Source organism: Paenibacillus wynnii, from assembly GCF_030812855.1.
Classification (GTDB): Bacteria; Bacillota; Bacilli; order Paenibacillales; family Paenibacillaceae; genus Paenibacillus_AQ; species Paenibacillus_AQ wynnii_A.
Genome location: NZ_JAUSTK010000038.1, coordinates 1 through 22,948, shown reverse-complemented (window position 1 = coordinate 22,948; position 22,948 = coordinate 1). Strand labels below are relative to the sequence as shown.

General features: G+C 41.6%; 19 protein-coding genes, 1 pseudogene and 2 riboswitches. Of the genes and pseudogenes, 4 read left to right on the top strand and 16 right to left on the bottom strand.

All coding sequences use genetic code 11. The annotated features are described in order from the left end of the window. Nucleotides 1–169: 169 nt before the first annotated feature. A complete protein-coding gene (locus tag J2T20_RS23465; protein ID WP_307592095.1) occupies nt 170–1,462 on the bottom strand; it encodes an Nramp family divalent metal transporter in 1,293 nt (430 codons plus the stop codon). A gap of 157 nt (nt 1,463–1,619) precedes the next feature. Between J2T20_RS23465 and J2T20_RS25865 the strand changes: the two genes are divergently transcribed. Next, a complete protein-coding gene (locus J2T20_RS25865) occupies nt 1,620–1,907 on the top strand; it encodes a winged helix-turn-helix domain-containing protein (RefSeq protein WP_373457849.1) in 288 nt (95 codons plus the stop codon). Between the two features lie 62 nt (nt 1,908–1,969). Here the strand turns inward: J2T20_RS25865 and J2T20_RS23460 are convergent, their stop codons facing one another. The 6 genes and pseudogenes from J2T20_RS23460 to J2T20_RS23435 all read right to left on the bottom strand — a co-directional run. Next, nucleotides 1,970–3,037 (bottom strand): HD domain-containing phosphohydrolase, encoded by a 1,068-nt coding sequence (locus J2T20_RS23460; RefSeq protein ID WP_307592093.1) that lies wholly within the window; start codon nt 3,035–3,037, stop codon nt 1,970–1,972. 28 nt (nt 3,038–3,065) lie between these two features. After that, nucleotides 3,066–5,585 carry an ATP-binding protein gene (locus J2T20_RS23455; protein ID WP_307592091.1) on the bottom strand — a complete coding sequence of 840 codons (2,520 nt, stop codon included), beginning with the start codon at nt 5,583–5,585 and terminating at the stop codon, nt 3,066–3,068. A 342-nt stretch (nt 5,586–5,927) separates the two neighbouring features. Further along, on the bottom strand, nt 5,928–7,349 hold the full coding sequence (locus J2T20_RS23450; RefSeq protein WP_307592089.1) for an RNA-guided endonuclease InsQ/TnpB family protein: 1,422 nt from the start codon (nt 7,347–7,349) through the stop codon (nt 5,928–5,930). A gap of 73 nt (nt 7,350–7,422) precedes the next feature. Further along, a complete protein-coding gene (locus J2T20_RS23445) occupies nt 7,423–7,605 on the bottom strand; it encodes a hypothetical protein (protein ID WP_307592087.1) in 183 nt (60 codons plus the stop codon). Nucleotides 7,606–7,765: 160 nt separating this feature from the next. Beyond that, entirely contained in the window at nt 7,766–8,056 is a 291-nt protein-coding gene (locus tag J2T20_RS23440) for a chemotaxis protein CheX (protein WP_307592085.1), read from the bottom strand. 23 nt (nt 8,057–8,079) lie between these two features. Then, a pseudogene (locus J2T20_RS23435) lies at nt 8,080–8,319 on the bottom strand (response regulator); the annotation flags it as partial. Nucleotides 8,320–8,395: 76 nt separating this feature from the next. Between J2T20_RS23435 and J2T20_RS23430 the strand changes: the two are divergent. Further along, nucleotides 8,396–8,845 (top strand): MarR family winged helix-turn-helix transcriptional regulator, encoded by a 450-nt coding sequence (locus J2T20_RS23430; RefSeq protein ID WP_307592083.1) that lies wholly within the window; start codon nt 8,396–8,398, stop codon nt 8,843–8,845. Nucleotides 8,846–8,900: 55 nt separating this feature from the next. Next, nucleotides 8,901–9,395 carry an arsinothricin resistance N-acetyltransferase ArsN1 family A gene (locus J2T20_RS23425; RefSeq protein WP_307592080.1) on the top strand — a complete coding sequence of 165 codons (495 nt, stop codon included), beginning with the start codon at nt 8,901–8,903 and terminating at the stop codon, nt 9,393–9,395. Between the two features lie 112 nt (nt 9,396–9,507). On the opposite strand, the gene J2T20_RS23420 is transcribed toward J2T20_RS23425, so the two are convergent. From J2T20_RS23420 to J2T20_RS23385, 8 genes are all read right to left on the bottom strand, one after another. Further along, nucleotides 9,508–10,356, bottom strand: a complete 849-nt coding sequence (locus J2T20_RS23420) for a stalk domain-containing protein (RefSeq protein ID WP_307592078.1) — start codon at nt 10,354–10,356, stop codon at nt 9,508–9,510. 25 nt (nt 10,357–10,381) lie between these two features. Continuing rightward, nucleotides 10,382–10,882 (bottom strand): hypothetical protein, encoded by a 501-nt coding sequence (locus J2T20_RS23415; protein ID WP_307592076.1) that lies wholly within the window; start codon nt 10,880–10,882, stop codon nt 10,382–10,384. A gap of 207 nt (nt 10,883–11,089) precedes the next feature. Continuing rightward, nucleotides 11,090–11,458 carry a hypothetical protein gene (locus tag J2T20_RS23410; RefSeq protein WP_307592075.1) on the bottom strand — a complete coding sequence of 123 codons (369 nt, stop codon included), beginning with the start codon at nt 11,456–11,458 and terminating at the stop codon, nt 11,090–11,092. A 133-nt stretch (nt 11,459–11,591) separates the two neighbouring features. Then, on the bottom strand, nt 11,592–11,786 hold the full coding sequence (locus J2T20_RS23405) for a hypothetical protein (protein ID WP_307592073.1): 195 nt from the start codon (nt 11,784–11,786) through the stop codon (nt 11,592–11,594). A gap of 374 nt (nt 11,787–12,160) precedes the next feature. After that, nucleotides 12,161–12,787, bottom strand: a complete 627-nt coding sequence (locus J2T20_RS23400; protein WP_307592071.1) for a hypothetical protein — start codon at nt 12,785–12,787, stop codon at nt 12,161–12,163. A gap of 285 nt (nt 12,788–13,072) precedes the next feature. Further along, a complete protein-coding gene (locus J2T20_RS23395) occupies nt 13,073–14,095 on the bottom strand; it encodes a hypothetical protein (RefSeq protein ID WP_307592070.1) in 1,023 nt (340 codons plus the stop codon). Between the two features lie 42 nt (nt 14,096–14,137). After that, nucleotides 14,138–14,231: riboswitch (cyclic di-GMP riboswitch) on the bottom strand. A 146-nt stretch (nt 14,232–14,377) separates the two neighbouring features. Continuing rightward, entirely contained in the window at nt 14,378–15,589 is a 1,212-nt protein-coding gene (locus tag J2T20_RS23390) for an MFS transporter (protein WP_307592068.1), read from the bottom strand. Nucleotides 15,590–15,610: 21 nt separating this feature from the next. Further along, complete coding sequence (locus J2T20_RS23385) at nt 15,611–16,555, bottom strand: ROK family protein (RefSeq protein WP_307592066.1); 945 nt, start codon at nt 16,553–16,555, stop codon at nt 15,611–15,613. Nucleotides 16,556–16,761: 206 nt separating this feature from the next. On the opposite strand from J2T20_RS23385, the gene J2T20_RS23380 reads away from it, so the two are divergent. Further along, complete coding sequence (locus tag J2T20_RS23380; RefSeq protein ID WP_307592064.1) at nt 16,762–17,991, top strand: cation:proton antiporter; 1,230 nt, start codon at nt 16,762–16,764, stop codon at nt 17,989–17,991. Nucleotides 17,992–18,139: 148 nt separating this feature from the next. On the opposite strand, the gene J2T20_RS23375 is transcribed toward J2T20_RS23380, so the two are convergent. After that, nucleotides 18,140–22,228 (bottom strand): S-layer homology domain-containing protein, encoded by a 4,089-nt coding sequence (locus tag J2T20_RS23375; protein ID WP_307592062.1) that lies wholly within the window; start codon nt 22,226–22,228, stop codon nt 18,140–18,142. A gap of 61 nt (nt 22,229–22,289) precedes the next feature. Next, a riboswitch (cyclic di-GMP riboswitch) is annotated at nt 22,290–22,380 on the bottom strand. Nucleotides 22,381–22,948 lie beyond the last annotated feature (568 nt).

Genomic DNA, 22,948 nt, shown 5'->3' with positions numbered 1-22,948 from the left:
GGAACTGGAAGATTTGGGAATTTAACGGACGCCAGGGACACTATTGAGCAGTTTTCTTCCCAAAAGAGGCTGTTTTAAATTGAATAGTGTCCCCTGAGTCCGCTTATGTCTCACATAACCCTTTGAGACTTAAATAGCGGCTATACAGTCCGCAGCACAGATCATTTTCTCAAAAAATCATCTCAAACACCAGAAACAAATTCAACGAGACGACTAATCCTGATATGATCCAGCCTAACGTCGCAGTAATTCGGTGATTGACCAGACTGCCCATAATGGCACGGTTGCTTGTAAAGATAACTAAAGGAATAAGGGCAAAAGCAATCCCAAAGGATAATATAACCTGACTCATCACCAGCGCATGTGTTGGATTAATGCCAAACATGATAATGGCTAACGGAGGAATCGTGGTGATTGCCCGCCGCACGTATAAGTTAATTCTTTTATTAATAAAACCCTGCATAACCACATCGCCCGCCATCGTCCCTACAGATGAACTGGAAAGTCCGGCAATCAGAAGCCCTAAACCAAACGAAATCGCTGTAGCGGGTCCAATAAGATGTCTGAACTGCTCAAAGGCTACACCCAAATCTTCGACCACTAGACCATTTTTGAAGAATAAAGCTGCCGCTACGACCACCATTGCCATATTCACAGCACCCGCGATAACCATCGCAATTATAATATCGATGAATTCCAACTTGAAAATTTGTTTTTTCTCGTCTTCGTTTTTACCCACTACCCGGTTTTGGGTGAGGGAAGAATGCAGATAAATCGCATGCGGCATCACCGTTGCGCCTAATATACCCGCTGCTAATAAAATGCTGTCCACACCTTGAAATCTCGGAGTAAATATTCCTGCTGCAACAGCACCCAGATCCGGCTTGGCTACAATAACCTGAAAGGCAAAGGCCAGCACCACAATCAATACCATCCCTGCTATCCCGGCTTCTAACGTTCTATATCCGCGCCGTTGCAGCTCGAGTATTGCGAATGAACCAACAGCTGTAATCAGTGCAGCAGGCAGCATAGGAATACCAAACAGCAGATACAGCCCCAAGGCCGCCCCTATAAATTCTGCCAAGTCCGTGGCAATAATGACGAGCTCACTCTGAATCCAGAGGAAGAAGGATACCCCTTTAGGGAACCTTTCGCGCGCAACCTCGGGCAAATTCTTGCCTGTAGCAATACCTAATTTTGCGGACAAAGACTGTATGAGAACTGCCATTAAATTAGAGGCGAATATCACCCATAATAAAAGATAACCGTATTTAGAGCCTGCCGTAATATTGGTTGCAAAATTACCCGGGTCTATATAAGCTACCGCAGCGATAAAAGCTGGACCGAGGAAAGGAAGGATTCTTTTGATCCCTTTAATATCTCCTCTTAACACAGCTTCTGCAGATATCGTTTGTTTTTTATTTTTTATCAAGTTTTGTTTGACCACGCTTTGCTCGATCATCTCAATCCCTCCTTTAGTCCGAAGATGTTGTCCTTAACCACTAATGTTTCCCTAATGCAACTTTGTATCTTAATTATAATCCGGAATTTTAAAAAAGTATAGACAAGATGTGATAAAATTATAGATACAAGTACAGTCACCTGTCTCGAATCAGAAGGTGTTTCAAATTGATGACATCATTATTAATGGAGAAACCTACGAGGTATCTGTACAAGGGCAACCTGTACACCTATCCGGAAAAGAGTTAGAAATTTTAATCCACTTGGTCAGGAATAAGAATCTCGTACTGAGCAGGGAGCAAATTTATAATGCGGTGTGGGGATATGAAGATAATGGAGATATTAATACGGTAACGGTCTATTTAAAAAACATCCGTAAGAAAATAGATCCAGATCACAAATTGATCAAAACCATCTGGGGTATCGGATACAAGTTCGTAAATTAAAAGGTACAAATAAAAGGGCCTGCCCTCCGTCATAAACACAACCGGGGCAGACCCTATTTATATTAATCTAACCATCTCATTCTTGTTTCTACGATTTCAGTAAAAATTTCACTGAAGGCCTGGACAATTTCAGGATCAAAGTGAATACCGCTTTGCCTCTGAATCTCAGCCAAGGCTTCCTCCTCTGTCCAAGCTGATTTATAGGGTCTTGTCGAAGTGAGTGCATCGAATACATCACAAATGGCTACAATTCTCCCCTCAAGCGGGATGTCCTCTCTTTTTAAGCCCCTCGGATATCCGTTCCCATCCCACTTTTCATGATGAGTCAGCGCGATAGATTCGGCCATTATCAATACCTCTGAACGGCTTCCAGATAACAGTTCGGCACCTTTGGTTGTATGCTGTTTCATCACCTCGAACTCTTCGAGAGTCAGTCGACCCTTTTTCAACAGTATCCGATCTGGAATAGCCAGTTTACCGATATCGTGCATTGCACTTGCATGCTTAAGGGTATCGCAATGCTCCTCAGGAAGCCCCAGTTTCTTTGCTACTTGAAATACATATTGACTCATTCTCATCAAATGGCGACCCGTCTCGTTGTCCCTATGCTTCATCGCTGTTATCATCCGTAAAACATACTCATCCTGAAGCTCCGCAATTCGGAGAGTACGCTGCAGCACCAATGATTCCAACTGTAAGTTTTGATCCTCCCTAAGCCTACGTTGGTGATTCGTCTCCAGTAAATGACGCACCTTTAGCGACACCTCGGTAGGATCAAACGGCTTAGTCAAAAAATCCCTAGCCCCTAGCTGGAGCGCCCGATGTCGATATTCGGAATCATGGTAAGCTGTTATGACTAAGAGAGAATTCAGCAGGGGATGATCGCGCTCATTTAGGGATGCCAAAATTTCAAATCCGTCGACAATTGGCATTTTTAAATCTAATAATAATACGTCCGGATCCTCCTGATCTATGGCCTCCAACGCCTTTGTAGAATCATGGATGACGGTTATATTCTGGTACCCGTTCATTAGAAAAAGCTTCTCCAACAATAATGTATTTGCCTTTACGTCATCAATGATCATTATTTTTACGGTTTCGCTCTTATATTGCTTTTCGTTAGTAGACATTTGCAATCCCTCACTCTTCCATATTCCGCTAAGCAGATGGACTTAGAGGAATCAAAATCTTAAATACACTTCCTTCACCAACAGTACTTGTAACCTGGATCTCTCCATCCATCATCCCCAGAAGTTTGCGAGAAACGGTAAGGCCTATGCCGGTTCCCTCTACCTGCGTCCCTTGAAGGATACGATGAAACGGTTCGAATATCTTAACCAGGTCTTCAGAACGAATCCCTACACCTGTATCTGCAATAACAATCTCCAGTTGATTTTCAGCCGCATGAACGGCATGAATGGTTACAGAACCATTAGGTTTATTATATTTAATAGCGTTAGATAACAAATTGAGTACGACCTGCTTGATTCTCATTGGATCACAATAAATCGATTCCTCATACATAGGCAGCGCATTATTATGAAGACGAATCCCGCTCAGACCACATATCGGTTGAACCCAGGAGAAACATTCCTCCAGAATATCACCTAAACGTACGCTCTCAATCTTTATGGCCAGCTTTCCGGATTCGATTCGAGATAAATCAAGAATTTCACTGATTAACTCGAGTAAATGTTTACCCGCCTTAATGATCTCATGTACGTTTTCTTGCTGCGAGACCGTAAGTGGTTCTGAGGTATCATATTCGAGCAATTGAGCAAAGCCAAGAATTGCATTCATCGGCGTACGCAGTTCATGACTCATATTGGATAGGAACTCTGACTTCGCCTTATTAGCTTTTTCCGCGATTTCCTTGGAGCTCACTATAGACTCTTCGATCTGTTTTCTATCGGTGATATCCCGTGAGATCATACAAACCTTTCGATTAGGCTCGTTTTTCTTATGGATAAGCGTCAGGTTCATAATCATCCACCTTGTCCCAATGCTTGTTTCCAATGCATATTCAAGCTCCATGGTCTGACCAGTCTCCAGAACTTCTTGTAAGGTATCAAAAAAACTTTTAGCGGTTCCCGGATCAAATAAATTGCTGATTTTTGATCCTTCCAGGCTTCTAGCAATATCGATATTAAACTTTTTGTCTACGGTCCAGATCTTCTTAATCACACCGTACTCATCAATTTCCGCAATAATATCATCGATAGATTGAATCATGGCACTCATATCCGCTTCCCGGCTTTCGAGTGCGTCTCTGGCTTCGATCAAGGCCTTGTTTGAGATCCCCAGCTTCTTGCCTACTTCAAGCAAAGTGTTTGCCGTCTCCCTCATTTCATGAACCAGAATATCAGGGGGCTCATGTTCGTATTTTCCTTTTCCAATTTCAATAGCCATATGATTGATATCCATAAGCGGCTTGGACATACTTTCACTCATTATTTTGGCTCGCCGGTAAAGAACCGTGAAATAGATAATGTAGAAGAACACCAGCCCGAGAATCATAAGTATTCCGATTTCAACCAACTCTTGTTTAAGACGGTTGGTATCGGCAAATATCTTGTCTTCAGAAGACATCACTATTAGTTTCCAGTCCGTATTCTCAATCGTCGACCAGGCAAGTATTTGCTTTTGATTATTGATTTCCACTTCGGTGAGTCCGGTTTTATTGGTGTTAAGCTGTGTCGTTAGATTCTTCAGATCGCTATGGGTGAATAGGTTGAATTCTTCAGGTTTGAATGTATCCTTCATCACAGTCTCTTGGTAATTGTGAGAGGTAAGCTCCGTTATTCCAAACAGCTTCTCTGCTTGCTCAGGCATGGCCAGTATGCTGCCATTTTTACTGACCAGCAACCCGAGTCCATCCCAAGGGATATCCATCTCCAGAACTTGGTTCTTGAACGTTTCCACTGTAACGTCTATCCCTACTACGCCTTCCAGAACATCCCCACTATAAACAGGTGCAATCGATGAAGCGAGCCATCCATTTCCTGCCGGATCCAAATAAGCATCTGTCCAAACGGCTTCTCTCTTCGGATTGTGCTCAAGATCTGCTTCGTAGTAAAAATTAAACGACGGAATATTCATTTTTGGAGGGTACTGAGAGATTACATCGAAATACGGATAAATGATATTTAAGGAGTCGAATGTATTGTAATACACGGCAGAGGCTAGTGGTTCCCTAGCGATCATTGACTTCATGAACGGTTGCAGCGCTAGCAAACTTGAGACTTTGCTTTTTTCTGAATTGCCTACCTTCTGAAACCCGCTATAAAATATAGCTGCGCCTCCGGCAGAGCTGTCAGCCTTCGAGTAAAAAGCCCCATTCGAATTCATGGTTAGCCGATTCCCGTCCTCCTCTGATATAGGTATTCTAAATTGCAAGGCTCCGGAAACAGAATCGCTGTATAAACTGGTCAGCATTGAAACTCTGCGTGTCTGACTTTCAATAAGACTTGCCTCTTGTAGGGCAAGAATTGACATTTCATTGAGGACCTCATTCTTCATGCTGACAATCTGTCGTCCCCTTGACCACTCATTGGTCACAAAGTAAATGCCGATGAACACCAGCTCGACAAGCACCAGTGGAACGACAGAAGTTTTAATATATGTTCTCCATATCCATTGAAACAAAGATATTGATGTTGTTTCTCTATCTCTTCCCATTTGGGTTCCCCGTTTCCTAACGCTCGCAAGGCTTGATGAAAACTACCAAATTATCTACATAATATTGTAATTGATAGCACCAAGTATGAATGCTTTCTATATCCTTAAGCGCAGCGCTCTCTTCTAATTGGCGGCCAATATCTGAAATTGAACGTAACCCATAACCTCCTCCACTACCTTTCATAGAGTGTCCTATGTGCGAAATGAATACTCCCCCACCTAAGAGGTGAAGGTTTCTAACGTATAGGTCTACACCCAGTGACGCTAGCGGAGTTGACACATTGGTGTGCTGAAAACACCCAACCCCTCTATCCCATCGGTCTTGCCTTTGGGAGTGCTTTTTTACGCTATTCGTATTTTCGTTGGCGAAGCTAGCGAAAGGCTTCCTTCGGAAGTTAAGGCATGTGGAATCTTTTTCCGCAAAATGTTATACGCGCCATTGACGTCTGCATTTAGAAGCAACCCTTGCTTGGATCGATACAATCCACGCGCGATACGTCTTCCACTAAATAAGGGAATAAGTTTATCGCCGTAGGTAGGAATGAAATCATTATCAATACTGCTGGCTTTGCTGGTATAGCTTTCTTCGGTAAGGATAACTTCAATGCCAACTTCGTTGGCTTTGTACTGGATCATCTGAATCAGTTGTTCATGCGAAATAAACAAAAAGTGTTGTTTATCTTTCTTGCGCATGGAAACTTGTTGTTTCCAACCTACGTTTTTGCCAATGATGAGGGTAGATATCTTTTCTTGAATCGCTAATTTTATAATATTAAAGCTAACTTTATGAGCATAATCCATCATACGGTTATGCCGATAAGCATCCAATTTACGTAGGGTTTTGGATGTAAACATTCCTTCGTCCGGCTGTTCACCCTGCCTCAAAAGGCTGTACAGACGAGCACGTTCTTTATTGTAAAACTGGTTCATGCTTTTGAGCGGGTTACCATTAAACACCTGCGGTGTCATGCCTGTATTGGTGACGACGGCGGCGAGGTTGTTTACGCCGAGGTCGATGGACATGAACGCATCTTTGTTTGGCGCAGGCGCAAGCCTGCTTTCGACATCCATAACAAGCTCGACAATAAAAACATCGTACTTCGGAATGACGCGCACTTGTTTAAGTGTCCCTCGAATACCTAGCTTCCCAATATTGAGGTGGGTTTTTGTTTTAGGAAATTTTAAATATTTGTTTTCTTTGATCACGCAATCTTGATTGGTAAAATACACTTCCTTTTGGCCTTGTTTATAGGCGGGGCTGCGCGGTTTACCCGTAAACGATGTCGGATGGATGTTATACTGTTTCATGGCTTCGAAAAAGCTTTTCCAATCATCGAATACCTTTTTCATCGTTGCCTGTGAAGATTGCATAGGTAGTGCTAGGTAATCGGGCTGTTTTATGATTTTAAATAAGGAGTCTAAAAGGTTATAGGATAAAAACGCTTTTTCTTTCGTAGGCATATGAAACAAATTAGGCTTGTTTTCTTTTGATTTTTCACTAGGTTTTAATATTTCTTTGGCTTTACGTTTTTCAAAAGCTTTCATTTGCACGTCGTTCATCAAAGGAAGCTGGGTTTCGATAGCATCCAACACTTCTTTTTGCAAGGGATGCCACAGTTTTTCACTTTTTAGAGCGGTATACGTTTGTCGAAGATAAAAATTCGTTACATTGTATAATTTTTTTGCATTAACACATGTTTGATTGAAATAATCGTACAAACGATGATTCTTTTTAATGATAATTTGACTTGTACGCTTCTCCATCTATGCTCTCACTTCCTTTAATGTCATTTCTAACCATTTTAGTGCAAAAATAAAGGCTTCAATCACCCCCCGCTTAAGAAGCAGGGGTACTCTGACCACTGTTTCGATAGATTTGCAGCTGCTTAAAGGAAGAAACAACCTGGCTGATCACAAAATACATCATGAGGATGGTAATAAGCAGCATGGATTCGTAATGCTGCTGAATTAGAGAGGTGAATGCGGCCGACGAAATAAACCAAAGATATGTGATAACCACGAATCCGGCTTTCTCTTGATCCTCTCTGATAAAAAGGTGGCTCCCAGTAACAGCGAACCTATTCCAAAGACAGTGATCTCTATAACATCCGGGCTAGGGTCAGAGGGGTTCATCCAGTTGGCAAGTCGCCCCATAACCACAATGCACATTAATGATAAAATTACGTATAAGCGCAACACCTGCAGGCACTCCAGCCCATATCGTCAATCGTCTCCACCTTATAACCGCACATAATGCCAATAATGTTTTTTAAAACATCATAATCCATACTCAGAATTACCTCACCGCGGACATCACCCGTCATTCCAACCATGACTGACACGTTATCCGTATGCACTGATGGCTGTTGAAGCAAGGCTTCTCCCGCACGAAAGGTTAAGGCCAAATACTGTGTTAACACTTTCTCTAATCCGGTGAGAATAGCATTTAAATGTACTTCTTCTATACTCATTTTATCGGCACTTCCCTTCTATTTTATGATGATAATTGCTTATCAATAGATTGCAATAAACGTTCAATTTGAAAAGGTTTTACAACAAAATCCTTAGCCCCAGCCTTCAAGGCTTCCATGACCATTCCTGTTTGTCCCATAGCACTGCACATAATGATCTTAGCCTTAGGATCCATCTCAAGAATTCTCTTAACGGCTGTAACTCCATCCATATCAGGCATCGTAATATCCATCGTTACAACATCAGGTTTAACGTGCTGGTAAACTTGGTCATCAACACCAAAAACTAGTTGTATTTTGCAAATAGTTAAGCTATAACTATTACATGAGGTGATTTTAATGGAAAATGGACGTGAATTGTTCCAAATGATGACCCGGCGCTTTGGCCTGCTGAATAGAAACTGCTGTACTGTATGCGGTTGTGACATTTCCTTAGTACAAAGCCATCTGTTATATGAAATAGATCGGCAGCATAACCCTTCCATGCAGCAGGTTGCAGAAATTCTGGCAACGGATATAACTACTTTTAGCCGACAAGTTCAATCACTTGTTAAAATGAATTTGGTCAAGAAAACACCCGATCCCAGTGATCGAAGAGTCTTCACTCTTTCACTGACTGCAGCGGGAAAAATGGTAGCTACCACCATTGATCAGGAAATGAACAATTACCTCGATGAAGTCTTCTCCCATATGACTGAATATGAGAAGGAAACGGTATTGCGGTCTGTGAAGCTGTTTAATGATGCTATGGGGAAATCAAGCAGATGTTGTGCACCTATAACCGGGTGATTTCTCTGGAGATGTATTTGCATTTTGCAAGCTATAAGCCAGGGAGGATCAAAGAATGACTACACTACCTGTTCGGCAAGCCACTTACGGTGACATCGAGAGTATTCTTCGGATTTATAATCAAGGTATTGAGGATCGTATCGCCACACTGGAGACAGAAGTTAAAGACCTAAAGTATATGGAAGCATGGTTCCAAGAACATCAAGGGCGGTATCTTGTATTGGTGGCTGTGCTGGACTACGAGGTGGCCGGTTGGGCTTCCCTTAACCCATATTCCCATCGTTGTGCTTATAGCGGCGTTGCAGACCTCTCCGTTTACATTGACCGTAAATTCCGTGGGCAAGGCGTTGGCACTTCGCTCCTGCAGTCACTGGAAACCGCAGCAGCAGAGCTCCATTTTCATAAAATTGTACTCTATACCTTCCCCTTCAACCAGAACGGCCAGGGCTTATATCGAAAAATGGGCTACCGAGAAGTGGGTGTATTGGAGAAACAAGGCGTTATGGACAACAAGTATATTGATGTGATGGTAATGGAGAAATTGCTGTAGTTAGATAAGATGAACTTAAGATATTAACTTAAGGCTCAGGCGTCACTACAGTGAAGATTTGGACTTTCGTTCCTTTTCGCTTTCTGTTATTTTTTTTGTTCAGTTTATATAACTACTTCACCGTCCGTGCACGAAATAACACATATTCAACCTTCGCCGGAATCAGGAAGTCAAGGGACAATTCTGCTGCTTTCGGCGTTGATGAATCCGGTCCTATCAGCTTACGCAGTATTGATTTACCTTGGCTGTCCACAAATATCAACTCTAACTCGGCACTACCTTTAGATATAACTGAGTCCGATGTATTCTGAACACTTAATTTCAGTTTGTATTCTTTACCAGATACTTCCTGTGTGAGCCTATTCGGATACAATGGATACGGATGCACTGTCGTCTCCGTTGGGAAAAGAGCCTTATCTACCGGAGGTACTATCCGCGCTAGAAGAACATTCATATTCTCTCTAAAATGAATACCAATCGTTGGCCGGTTGAGATTATTGCTTTGTATTTCCCAACGGTACTGTAATTCACGAAGAACGGGGATTGCTGGAACAAATAACATTCCATATCGCAGCTCCGGCTCAGCACCCAAAGAGAAACCCATATCTCCATCGAATACAGCATCTGGTTTTCCAGCTTTTATGTTTCCAACCGATCGTCCCAATAAGGACACAGTAGACATTTTCGTTTGGGGCTTATACATCAGATTCGCTCCAATTACATCGACAAATGAACGTATCGGAACCATTAATTTACCGGCTTTCACAAAAGGCGCACTCTCTCCCGGAAAAAGGACATAATACCCATCGATTGATATCGGCATGACCTGATCTCCCCGACTAGACTCAGCATTTGCTGGCGGTGTTATAACCCCAATGGACAAACAAATGAGGAGCAATACACTAATCACTAACTTTTGTTTTCTAAATAGCTGTCTGCCAAGCATTTGGACACGTACCATCAGCGAGTCACCTCCTTGGACACCTTTATTTTACGACGATTATTATTTTGGACATTGTAAATAAATTAGCTTGATAAGATTTGCCCTTTTCAGCTTCAGTATAACTTGGGTTCAGGGAATACGTGTATATTTCACCATCGACTTCAATCGTAACTTTGTCGCTGGATCTGTACTTCCAGTTACGATCGATAATCATAACTTCTTTGGAATGATAACCTAACACAAATGCATCCATTGAAATTTTATATATACTACTGATCATAAAAAGAAATAAAATAATATAGGGAAATCCACTTATGCTGACAAAAACCACTCTTTTCCACAATTCATTAAATGATTTGAACTTCCTCATTGAAAATAATGTTAATTCCACTAAAACCAAATAAAAAGCAAGCCACTCACGTATTAGTCCGATGAGTATCGCTCTTAGTTCATAACCTTCATATCTAAGTAATAAGACTGTTACGATTAAACATAGAATTATAAAAAAGCATATTCTTAAGATATTTCTGAATTTAATTTTCATAATAGATTATCCCCAAACTAATTTCCCTAAAATATATTTTCTTTCTTTATGTTGTCATCTAAATCCTTAAACTTTATTTCCATCTCAAAATGGTCGCCTAAAGCATGTGGAACAGTCATACTTATACCTAAAGCATCTTGTGTTATATAGCTATATGTATTCGTTTGATTAAGTAAATCTTCTTTACTTAAGTTGCTTATGATACCTTCAAGTACTCCTTCGCGTAGTATAAAAAATATTTATTGGATATGCCGCTCCCTCAGAGTATGTATCCCCAAAATATTGGATGCTCAATAAATAATCACTTTGGTTCATTATTCGATAAGAAATACCCATACTCGCATTAGTTACATCTACTAACTCTAAAATTTTTAAGGCTTCAGTCTCTAATAGTTCATTCAATTTAGTTTGTTTGTTTTTATTTTTCATATTGTTTATATTGGGGTAGTTTATTTTCACTTTATTTGTTGAATATGCTGCATCCACAATTTCATAATTCATCAATCTAGTAGTGGAACTGCAAGAGATTAGCAATAAGACAATAGATAATAGAACTAGTAATACTTTGGTTCTCATGCCTTCCATTCTCCTCTTATAAAATCTTAGCTTAGCTTTATCTCTTCATTATCTTTTTTTATTTTCTTAATACATTGTTCTATTCTGTCCATGTCAATAAATTCTCTATCAACATCTGCAACAAATAATAGTTTTAACCAGAATGCGTCCCCCTCAGCATAATTTTCAATCGCTTGCTCAATATTCTCTTTGGTAAATTTAACGGTGTACTAACAACAACAGTAATATGGGTTCCATCCTCAAGTTCAATAAATACATCCATATTATTATCATGAATATCTACTATTTTTGAGAGTGCAGTTGGATATTCGATTTTTTTAACTTTCATCAGTTCCCACCCTTATTTATACATATATCCCTTAGCTGCTTTTCGATCTTAGATTCCCTCTCCCCTTTATCTTTAGAAGTAACAATGTAAATATTCCCAGTTATAATCTCAACGACTTCCCCATCAAAATAAACTTTCTTGAATTTTTTATATAATATCATTCTGTCTTTTTCCAGTGCTTCTCGATTCTCATATTCATAAATAAATACAATCTTAAACCAAGGAGTACCTAAAGCTATTTGATCAATTGCTAATGTACTAATCACTGAATTAGGGCTTGGTCAAGCTTCATATAAGACACTCCTAATATTATTTGTCTGAAAATAAGAAAACCACAGTAGCATGTAACTCGCATGTGGTAATTTTCAAGCAATTTACTCCACTCTTTCCGAAGTTCCTGCTACAGTATCTATCTTAAATCTCTCTATAGGAATTCCAAGTTCTTTTGTGGTATACAGGATGTAACGAGATGGTTCATCCGTGGGTTCAAGCATCACCCAGTGATTGACCTCACTAACCCCAAGTCCTACAATCTTGCCTGTCTGAATATCAACAGGAATGAACACTTCCTCCCCCAAGCCGACTTCTTTTAGGTAGAGCCGTGCTGAACTATTTCTTTGAAATAAATTAATTAAATCGGTTCGATATTCATACTTTTCATCTGCCGTAATCTGTATTGAGTCACTTTCTATATTTTCGTTCGACCAACCGTTAGTGCTTACACTTTGGATCAGGGCGGCTGCGAGCAGTGTTGATATGACTAGTGCAACACAAATTCCAACATAATCTACTCCGTCCGTTGGAGACCATCTTTTTGTAAGTAAAATGGTAAATAATATAGCGAACAACAGAACTGGAATACCTGCACCCAACAAATAAGTAGTTCCTATAATATCCATCCCTCGTTGAAAATAAGCCGTAGAACCTAGAAGAAACCAAACAACTGATGAAACAATAAATATTATTACTGCTATTAGTAAAAGTCGTAACCATACTTTCATGATTGCCCCCTACACTTTAATACCGGTCTCATGCCATCTTTTGCACACGCATTATATTTATCCAGGGATTTCCTTGTAAAACTTGCCCTTTTTAGATTATATCATTTTAACCTTATTAATGAGCCATATCGGTTAACACCCTATTCCCATAAAAAAAAGACCAAAAGAGATATATTGCTCCCATGGTCAGTATTAATTATTAAGCAATCAACTACTAAAAGCCCCATCAACTAGCCAATTGAATGCTAGATAACGGGGCCTTCTCTATTCCATTATGTCTACCTACTAATTACTACGCACGATATTCCGGTAAACCAGTTTGTCATCTATAACCAAAGCAAGCTTTTCCCCATTGAAGCCAACAAATTGCGCTACCTTTATCGCACCCAAGTTAAATGCATTTCCTAACTCAAGGTCTACACCCATTAACATTACTTTGTCGCCAGAAGTCTCCAGCCAAACAGCGTATCTCTTCGAAATACTCATCTGCCTGTATTCACTTTTACCCTGCATGACTGGTAGGGTTAAATCAGTCGGCTGGGGATTAACCGCATCCAGATTGAGATAAACATTCTTCCCATACTGATCGAGATTCCGTTGTTTCCAAAGGGCTTGGTTGCCGTTGAACACAAAGCGCTCAACATAGGAGGTGTATGGTAGATCAAGAATTTTGCGGGTTGATCCGGATGATATCACATATTCATAGAGATCTCCGTCCATTTCTCCTTTGTAGACAATACGTCCGTTCCTAACTATTGGATCTCTCCCCCTACCTAAATCTGTCAGGGTACCATTTACCTGGTCATATAAATGCATGTCGTATTGAGGGTTAGTCTGCCAGACAATATAATTGCCTTCTATAGAAGGTATGCGATGTTGACCAGTATCCGTATTAAGCTTTGTCTCGATCTGCGTTTTGACATTGTAACTGTAGATATCCCAGTTAAAATTACTTTCTCCAGTGCTATAGTCTCTTTTATCAGCCCACACAACAATCGGTTCACCGCGTCCATTAATGCCCACCACTGGCGTATCCGTAAGTTTACCGTGTTTTGTCACTGCAAGAGTTTTGCCGGTCGACGTGTTTCCATAATAGATTTGACCGGCACCCGTTGTACCCCTAGACCGCCAAACCACGTGAGATCCCGATATATTTACAAGACCCCCCTTGAACGTAAACTTCGTCACTTCATCCTTAAAGGTGTATGTGGTTGCCGCGGATACCTGTTGCCCTGGGAGGGCTATTCCTACCATCAGTAATCCAGCAACCAATATTCCAACTAACCATTTTCTTACTACTCTATTCATATTTCTCCCCCTTAAAAAATGCAACAAAAAAAACCAAGCCCCTTGAGTAACCCGGCAGCCAGGTCATGATAAAATCATGACGGAAGGCCCGTGGCTTTGCGTCCCCGACTTTCGTACGGGTTTGCCTTTGTTCAAGCACCTGGTTTCCCATTGATAGTGCTCTATGTATAGTTAAAAAGTCTGATAACACTCAAAATTATACACAGCACTACAAGTTATTACCATAGTATTTTTTGTAAAAAATGCTTAATTACTTTAATCAAACAACAAGCAAGTTATCACTTAAATATGTTTATGCGGTATACGCTTTTTCATCAAACCATTGATCTTCTCCGATGCGATAAGCATAAGGATAATATAACTCACATTAACTATTGGGAAAATTACAAATGAACTATGAGCGGCTACCCATCCAAGGAGAGGCGGCAAGATGGCTCCACCGGTATAGGCAACAGCCATTTGGTAGCCCATGATCTTCTGTGAATGCTTCTTTCCAAAGCGAACAGGCGTTTCATGCAGCATACAGGGGAAAATAGGTGCAGATCCCAAGCCAACTAATATGAAGCCGAATAGGGAAAAGATTGTCGGTAACGGAAGTACCAATAGAATCGCTCCAACCAATGCTAGGATCTGTCCTGTACGTATAAGTGTACGATTGCTGAATTTGAACGTAACAAATCCGGTGACAAACCGGCCTACAGTGATTCCTGCATAATACATGGAGACCCACTGTGCTGCTGCGGAAGCAGACATTCCTTTAACATTTACCAAGAAGCTGCTGCCCCAGAGGCCCATTGTTGCTTCCATCCCCACATAAAACAGAAAAGTTATTAATGCCAGTTTTACACCCTTTATTCTCAAGGGCTTTTCATACTGCGCTGACTCTTGAGTTAAAGGATTAGTTGTATCCTCCTGAACCTCTTTTATATCCACCCCGCCTTGATTTCCCAAGCGCTTCCACAGAGGAAGAGTAACGAACAGCAGTACCACCAGCGCAAATTGAATCATCGCTACGACAAAATAACCACTTCTCCATGAATTGTCCTGTGCAATAAATTGGGACATAATGATAGGTCCAAGCATGGCCCCGACTCCCCAGAAACAATGCAACCAGCTCATGTGGTGAGCTTTATAGTGGGTAGCTACATAGTTGTTCAACCCTGCGTCAATAGAGCCTGCTCCCAAACCCAGAGGCAAAGCCAATACAATGAGCCAGATCATAGAAGGTGCAAAAGAAAATCCCAATAACGCCACTGCAGTAACTGCTACACTTATAAAGGTAACATTACCGGTACCCAACCGTTTAAGAATGGTCTCACTGCCTAAACTCGAGATGATCGTCCCGACGATAATTACAATGGATAACACACCTGCCATTTCAATCGGAGCCCCATATTCCAACTGCATAACAGGCCAAGCCGCTCCGAGCATAGAGTCCGGCAATCCCAAGCTAATAAACGCCAAGTAGATGATGATTAAAAAAAGCGTAGCCATATCGTCTACCACCTATATCTTTTATTTGGTTAACTGTAAGTTAGGTTCCAACGTACTTAAGGTTTGCGCAATCATTCCTTTAAGGTAATCTGCTGCAAAGTCCTCTGTGAGGATGATCTTCGGCATAGCGCTTGTCGGGAGCTGCGTGCTGCATAACTCCGTGATGGCATGAACATGCTCGGCTTGCAGAAAGCTTCCATATAACACAATGGAATCCGGATTCAGCACACTGCTGACCGCAACGGTAAGTTTGGCGATTGCTTTACACAGCAGATCGAAGGATGCAAGCAAAGACTCCTCTCCCCATGGAATCCCGAGCGGCATATTCGCCACTTCTCCGGCAAAGCTTCGTTTTCCCTTGTACAACTTCCCGTTAATATATAGCCCAGCACCCGGAGGAAACCGTTCCGGAAAATATAAATACACAATCGCCGAGTCAGGTGCTGCCTGTGTTCTGTTGCAAAACCCGATCACTGCTGCGTTCACATCATTCTCCATCACTACCGGTTTTTGATATCGATTCCTGAAGTGCTCAGTCAAAGAGATACCCAGTAAGGCTTCATAGTCCGAAACAATCATTTTCCCATCGTATTCCGCACCGGGTAAGCCAAAGCCCAAGGCCTGAATGGAGGGATAGGCTATAAGCAATGGATCTATGATCTTTTCAAAGGTTGCGAGATCGATCATCTCCACCTTCATCTCTGCCTCATGCACACAATGGCCGGATAGATTGACCACGGTATGGTGGATCAGGATCAACCCATTTTTTTCAAAAGGGAACAAAATCAACGCCAGCGCGTAATCCACATTATATATATATTGTTGTGCAGGTCTCCCTCCACTCGAAGAGGTTAAACCTGCCTCCAGCACTTCATTCTGTTGAACTAAATGCTGCAGCATTGTCCCTACAGTCACGATACTGAGGCCGGTTGTCTCTGCGATTTGCTTTTTTGTTGCTTGTTTCATTTCCTTTAATACTCTTCGGACCAAGTTTATATTGACCTCTTTAATAACCAGGGCGTTTCCACCGATGTTCTCCACGCTCTCTCACCTCAGTTTTTATAATACTTTATAAAAGTATTTTAATAAATAGTTATTTTTAAAACACAGCAGTTTAAGTTACAATATTATAATACATAATCATCCAAAATCCTTGGACAAAGAGGTGTCTTATGCATCAGTTTAACGAAGTCTTTATTGAAATATTAATTTTGTTGGCCGTTTCTATGGGTGTTATTGCCGTCGCCAAAAAAATAAATCAGCCCTTTTCCATCGCTCTTGTCGTAGTTGGACTTTTACTGGGGACCCTGAATGTGCCCTTTCTAGAGCAGGCCGAAAGGTTCATCACGCAATCGCATGTTTTTCAAGCTATTATTATCTCTTTGTTTCTGCCTATTTTGCTGGGTGATGCTACCTTAAAGTTGCCTTTTTCACACCTGCGAGAGCAAAGCAAGCCCGTTCTGGCCTTAGCTTTCGGCGGCACCTTATTGTCCTACCTCATTATAGCGCTGGCTGTATATTGGATTCTCGGCGTGCCGTTGGTTGTCGCCTTTACCTTTGCTGCACTCATGAGCGCCACCGACCCTATTAGCGTAATTTCCATTTTCAAATCCTTAGGCGTTCCTAAGAACGTTGTTACCATTATTGAGGGCGAATCTCTATTCAACGATGGAATTGCTGTCGTCCTGTTTCAAATTTCTTCAGTTTACCTAATCTCCTACATGGAGATGGGCTGGCTCGGCATTGGCAGCGGGCTCCTGCTATTCTTGAAATTCAGCTTAGGCGGGATTCTCATCGGAGCGGTTATGGGCTATCTTTTCTCCCAGTTAATCCGTTTCTATGACGACTATCCGCTGGAAATCGGCTTTTCGATGCTGCTCTTTTTTGGAAGCTACTTTATTGCTGAGCACTTTCATGTATCCGGGGTTATTGCTGTTGTGGTCAGTGGCTTGATTTTTGGAAGCTACGGAGCGAAGATTGGGATGTCGGAGACTACGAAAACCAATATTAACTCGTTCTGGGATGTCATCACGCTAATCGCCAACTCCCTGATTTTCTTAATGATCGGGCTCGAAATTAAAAATATCAACTTTATGGATGAATGGGGCCTTATTGCAGGTGCTATTGTCATCGTATTGATCGGAAGAACACTGGCTCTATACGCAAGTCTTCACTATATCAAGAACTTTCCCTCTGCTTGGAAAGCCATTTTGAACTGGGGTGGCCTGAAGGGAAGTCTGTCCATTGCTCTCGCACTAAGTTTGCCTCCGTCTTTCGAGGGTAGGCAGGATGTTCTGGTGCTAACCTTCAGCGTGGTGTTGTTCTCCCTTCTAGCTCAAGGCTTAACCATTAAACCTCTTGCCATGAAGCTGGGATTAACACAGGAAAAGAAAACCGGCTAAATCTCATTCCTCCAAGGAAACCACCCAAGAATTCAGCCTGCTCCACCAGCCGTGATCACAAAAGGGATTGCCTCGAGTCTGTAAAGACTCTGAAGCAATCCCTTTTAGTGTTGTTCTTGGCCAAATGTAACCCGAGAACTTTGTTTGTTTACTGTTGTACTTGTATCTGTACAGACAGTAACACACCATTTAGAACATAATATAGCTTCCCGCTAGGATCAAAGAAGATTTCTGTTGCTGCACCTAACGACAATGGTTGTACCTTCTGATACGTTGCCGCATCATATATTCCATTTTTACCAACCAACAACGTACCCGTAGAATTCGCTGCATAGATCGGTTCTGCTAATGTACCTAGAACCAGCGAAATATTATTCAGATCAAGGACTTTATTCTTTACGACCAACTTCCCTTGATCTTTTAACAATAGAACTGGAGTATCCAATGGATCTCTTGTGAAGTCTGGGTAAGTTAGAGTGGATTGTCCCAATTTCGTTACGCTATTTCCGCTGACAGAATAGGCATATACATTGGAGCCCGCATTTCCTGCATCCCAGCCGTATTGATACCACGAAAAGAATTTACTCTTATCGCTAGAGAAAGCTAGATCCCCTACTCCTTTGATCGAAGTTCCGTAATTCACAGCTGCAAAGGTAGTCGAATTGAACGCAAGCAGCGTTGGCTCCCAATCGCCCATGACGACATACAGCAAGCCCGAATTATGATAAATATGTCTGTGTGAGGTTTCGCGGGAATCCACTGTCGACGTGTAAGACAAATGTCTTACAACTTGTAAATCAGATAAACGCACTTCCGTTATTAGCTTATTCAGATCGTCATTCACGATAAAAATGCTAGTCCCATCTTCCGATAGTGTCAGCCCGGCAGGACGATATGGAAGCTTAACAGTCTGTGCTACCGTCTGCGTTTGAAGATTAATCACATATAGATTGTTGAACGCTTCGTCGATTGCATAAGCCTTCTGATTTGCAGAATCATAGGCAATGTCGACTACTCTACCATCCAGTTTGAGACCGGGCACCGTAACCGGTATGGTCGCTTCGCTAGTATTCTTTTCTACAACTTCGATTATATTCTTTCCTGCTAAAGTAGATATTGTAAACAACTTATCGGTATCGTTGTAAATGTATTTAGCGATACCGTCTAAATGATATGATGCCGTTTGCTGGAAGTTATTATAATCGTATACTTGTACATTGGTGTTCATCGCCGTATAAAATCTGTTGTTTGACAGATCAAAGGCAATATCAGCATACGCCTTTCCAAGCCCGTATACATATTTCATATCGTCATACTTATTGCTTGTAGCCTTAAATACATTACCGGACCCGTTAAAGATATAGGCTCCGTCTGGAGAAATGGTAAAGTTCTGCGTCATCACGTAATCGCCATGGTATGGTGAATCATACCCGCCCGGATAAAGTGGATCAACATATTGACCGTTCGTTACATTATATGTACTAAGGTCTCTCGGCGTCGTGTCTGTAGAAATCGTATAAATCTTATTCAACACAGGGTGCATTTGGATATAATTTGCTTGCCGAATTCCGCTTGCAGATATCTCTGTAAAGGTGTTCACATCATACGACTTGATATCAGTCCACTGCCCTGAACCCGAAGCCACATAGAGATACCCTGAACGGTCGACAGCGATATCAAAAGGATCAATAGCTATATCATGTATACCCGCAAGTGTAAAGGTTGCCGCGTCCACTACCGCAATTGCACCTTGTGAAGTGTAAGTATAGGAAGAATGCTCCGCTTTTAGCAAAGATACATAGACTTTACCATCTGCATATGTGAGACTCTCCGGAGGTAGGGTAAACGAAATGGAGTCTTTTTCACCCGTTACGTAATTGACACGATAGAGCTTCTTATTGGCTTTATCAGTAATATAGAGGATCGGCTCCGATGGATGTCTTACTGTATCCGTTATCAATACATCTAAGGCTAGGTGAGCATTATAATAGGTTGTGGCGAACGCAATGTTGCCTGCCAATGATTCTAAGCCTAATCCCGCTTTCGCTGCGGTAACAACATAATATCTTGTCGTATGTGTAAGATTCGTGCTATCGACATAGGTCGTTCCCGTTAGGGTAACAGGTTCACCGTTTGGATCCAGCAATGAAACAAAATCACCAGTAGGCGTATCGTTGTAATAGATATTGTACTGGTCCGCACCCGCAACTGGATTCCATTGCAGAGCGATCTCCGTATTCGATTTCGTCAATGCCGTTAAATTGGTTGGCGCTTCAAGTTGATCATTAATCGCATCAAGCTCCCAGGCGCTTCCGTTCCATGTAGCAAAAATCAGAAACTGTTCTCCATAAACAAGCGCTATACTATCCCCAGCAGTAAGAGGAACGGCTTGATCCGGCAACTGGTCGCTAAGATCTTGGACTGCGTAGCTATCATTGATTTGATAAAAAATTTCCTCGTTACCACCATAATAAACTTGGGCATACACACTATCGTTAACCGTAATGCTAGACAGCATAAGCCCCGAATAACTCTGTGAAGTGTCGGGATTGGTTAGGTCATACTTTGCTGGAGAGAGTACCCCTCCTGTAGTGCTGTAGATTCCCAAGTCATCAAATGATTCGATATACTGGGTTTGGTACGTATCCTGTGTAACTGAATTGGTTACGTTCCATTGTACCGCCGAATAATCATCGAATGTTGAATACACATTGTATATTTTGTCTTGTACGATAAAAGCAGCTCTAATATCCAGCCCGTTACTCTGATCCGGAGTCGGTGTTGGAGTCGGTTGCCCAGGAGTTGGCTGCCCAGGAGTCGGCTGTCCAGGAGAAACAGGACCTCCCGCGCCTGAGGTTGGTACAGGTGTCGGTGAATTTGTTGTACCTCCTGCCACAGGAACCGTTGGAACCGAACTTCCTGATACTTCCTTCCCGTCAATGAGGACGAGTTTTACCAGTACTGATAAAATATACTCTTTTACATTCTGTTCGAAACTTACACCTTCCACATTAATCACAGCTTTTACAATGGTTCCGTCTCCCGTTACTTTCGCATTAGCTTGAAGGATCACTTGCTCCAATATTGCATTGCTCAAGAGTTTGATCTCGGAGCCTTCAGAACCTGTATTAGTCTGAAGTAATGTTACGGTGGATTGTCCAGAAACTTCGAGGGTTACCGTCGAATTCACAGCCACTTTCACAAATGTTCCTTCAAGTTTCACGACATCATTGACCGTCGTACTTTCAACGGAGATGGATTGAAAGCCAGTAGTTCCTTTTTCTTGTTCCAGTTTGGCTTCCGATTTGACGACGGTATTGCTTATGCTTGTATCGCCCTTCGTAAAAACTCTGACTCGGCCGAAGTCTTTCTGAACCAACAACTGATTCATCGTCGAGTCTTGAATTACGATACTGTTTTCTCCGCCCCCGTTCACAATCGTTCTTCCTTCAACGGTCACATGATCAAGGAGGACTTCTCCTTCTCCGATCCCTGCTGCCAAGATGAGGTCACCTTTAATCACAGCATTCTTTACAGTGACACCGCCGCTGTTGATTGTCACATTCCCTTTAACTTCTTTCAGATCATAAGATCCTGCTTGGTGTATTAATTGTCCTACAGCTTTATCTAGCATCACTACAGCTTCAGCTCTTGTGATGGATTTTTGAGGACGGAAGCTAGCGTCAGGATAGCCTTTCAGATACCCCTTGGAAACCACTTCTTTCATGTAAGGTTTGCTCCAGGCAGACATTTGCTGCTCATCTTGAAAAGATACTGCATTTCTCTCTGCTGTCCCACCATCTAATTGCATAAGCTGATAAATAATTTTGGCAGCCTGTTCCCTGCTAATCGGTTGATCAGGCCGGAAAGTGCTGTCTTCGAAACCTGAAATATAACCACTAGACTTTGCTTTAGCTACATCGTTATAGAACCATTTTTCAGGGGAGACATCTGTAAAGGTTTGGTCGGCTTTATGGGAAAAGCCAAACGCTTTATTCACTATCGATATGTATTCTGCTCTAGTAATGACCTTATTGGGTTGAAAGGTTTGGTCCGCATAACCTGAAATCAATCCATTACTGATTGATTCGTTAATCTCCTCCTTCGCCCAATGACTACTAATGTCACTTAAAGAAGTTTGGCTTTCCGCTGCGTGCGTAACCCCTTGGAAAGGAATAATTTGAGCTGCCAAAAACATAACGATGAATGCGATTTTACCAAAAAATCTTGCCGACATACTATACCCCTCTCTTTTACTGTGTTTTTCGGCAACAAAAAAAGCCAATCCATGAAGAATTGTAGGTAACCCGGCTGTCATACAAGGAGTACCCTTGCTTAGACCCGTGGCTTTGCGTCTCCGACTTTCGTGCGGATTTGCCGTTTCTTATTCTACGGATTGACTTTAGTATCAACCGATTAGTTCCAAATGACTAGAATTAATTATACAAGCTTCCCCAATAATACAACATTAATCCTATTAATTCGACATATATTTTCATACTCTGCTTTACTTTCTATACAATCGATATTCTCAGGTAGCGTCAAGAAGTTTGTGTAAGAGAGTAGAAGTATCTCCTCAGTTATCCGCGACAATTACGGCAAATCGTCTACCTACATGGGTTTCAACATATAGTTGCACAATGTGCACTAGACATGCATAGAACCTTACACGAAATCGAAAAACTAAAAAAGTAATAATTTTATAGTTGTGTTTTTTGAATAAAGTGAAAAAAATCAAAGGGCTCTTAAAGTGTAGGAGTTAATTACCAAAAAAAGTAATTTTATATTCTGTTTATCCCACAATTATTTTTACGGTTTCTCGCTTGGCACTCATTCGCGGTGGGGCCTCCACAGGCTTCGGGATTTTTTGTCTTCCCTTCGATCGTCGTGTGGGCTCCATATTCAGAACCTGGATGAAAGAATCCCAGTCACTCGTGAAGTAATATCGCATCTTTCG